At 68.3% G+C, this 1787-nt stretch carries 1 protein-coding gene; it reads right to left on the bottom strand.

Annotated features, from left to right (window positions below):
• Positions 1-20: 20 nt before the first annotated feature.
• Positions 21-1787 (bottom strand): IS1182 family transposase (locus ACFXGI_RS38595; RefSeq protein ID WP_384717737.1); only part of this gene is annotated, 1767 nt, incomplete at its 5' end.

Below are 1787 nucleotides of genomic sequence, written 5' to 3' on the forward strand. Positions count from 1 at the left end.
AGGACCCCGTTGCTGATCTTTCATTTCGAGGGATGTGCGAGGAGGCGGCGTAAGTGAGTGGTGCGGGTGCGCTCGGGGCGGTGGCCTTGCTGCCAGGCATCGATCCGGATGAGGTTGATGGCAGTGGCCGCAAGGCAGTGGCCCAGGTGGGTGGCGGCTGCGGTCCGGTAGCGGCTGCGGCGGGCGTGGGTGCGGTGAACGATCTGGCAGATGGTGGCCTCAATTCCGGCGCGTCGGCGATAGCGCTCTCGCCAGGCGTCGGTTTCCTGTTCGCGCCGGCGCTGCTGGAGGGCTGCTCTCTGGGCGGGTTCGCGCAGGGTCAGCGCCCGTCCCCACTTGCCGTTTCCTGCTGTAGTGCAGTGCGGCCGGAGCGTGCACGCTCGGCAGGTTGCTGCGTCGAAACGGATCTGGACCAGGGGCACGCGTGTGCGGCGACTGCTGTGGGTCGCAGCCCAGGAGACGCTGGTGTGCCCACCCGGGCAGATCGCCTTGCGTTGTGCGTCATCGATTTGGAAGTGATCGTGGCCAAACCCTTGGAGGCCGTCGCCTCCGGCAACGGGGCGTGCGGGTCCGACGAGCTCGATGCCGTGCTCCCGGCGGGCGGTGACCAGGGTGCCTGCCGTGACGTAGCCGCTGTCGACGAGCTGCTCGGCCGGCAGGAGGTTCCGCTCCGTGAGACGGGAGTGGATGCCGGGAAGGGCCTCGGTATCTCCGTCGGCCGCGGTGGCAGTGGCGACGTCCGTGATCAGCCGGGGTGCTTCGTCATCGCAGGTCTCGGTCACGTGCAGCCAGTAACCAGTCCAGCCGGTGGTCTTCTTGGTGCCGTAACGCGCCTCGGTATCGTAGGGACTCACCAGCAGCAGGTGCCCGGGAGGCACGTCCTCGCCTTCACGCGTGTGCACGCCGTCCGAACCGTGGTGGTATTGCTGCACCCATACCTGGCGCAAGACCTGCAGGGCGGGGATGCGGCGCAGCCAGTCGAGCGCGTCGGGCCTCCAGGCGGCCGTGAGCAGGTGGAATCCGTCTTCGCCGACCTGCCGCAGCCAGCTGTCGCGGTCCTGGCCATCCGGCAGGCCGTGCCAGGAGTCCACGCGCTCTCCGTACCGGCCCAGCCAGTCGGTTTCTCGTTCGGTGAGTGCCTGCTCCAGCCATTCCGGTGCGGCAGCGGCGAGAGCTTCCAGCGCAGCACGCAGGGTCTCCGCGACGAACTCCATCCGGTTCAGCAGGCGCACGTCGGCGACCACTCGGGTGGAGTCGGTTCGTTGGCGTCCGCCCCGGCGCAGCAGCCCCTGTACTCCAGCGGCCTCCAGCACCGCCTCCAGGACGCGTTCTTCGAGACCGTGCATGACCAGCCGGGCCCGGAACCGGGCCAGCAACGAGTGGTCGAACCCGCCGTCGTCCAGTTCCAGGCCCAGCAGGTACTTCCAATCGATCCGCGCCCGCACTGCCTCGGCGGCCTGTCGGTCGGACAGTCGCTCGGCATATTGCATCACCGACACCATCGCCAGCGCGCCGGGGCCGGCTGCCGGCCGCCCGTCAGCAGGGAAAGCCGCCGCGAACAATGCGTCATCGAAGAGGTGTCCCAGAGTGTCGCGCAGCCGTATCGCAAGCGAGCCCTTCGGAAACGCCCTGCGTGCCACCCGCTGGGTCAGCTCCGGGATCTCTCCACCCGCCCACGACTCCAACGACACTGGAACATCACCACCAATGCACTCGATCCTCCACCCCACCATCCCGCTTCCGTGCTGGGTGTGAGGGGAGATTTGGGAGATCAGCAACGGGGTCCT

The organism is Streptomyces sp. NPDC059355, assembly GCF_042752335.1.
Lineage (GTDB): Bacteria > Actinomycetota > Actinomycetes > Streptomycetales > Streptomycetaceae > Streptomyces.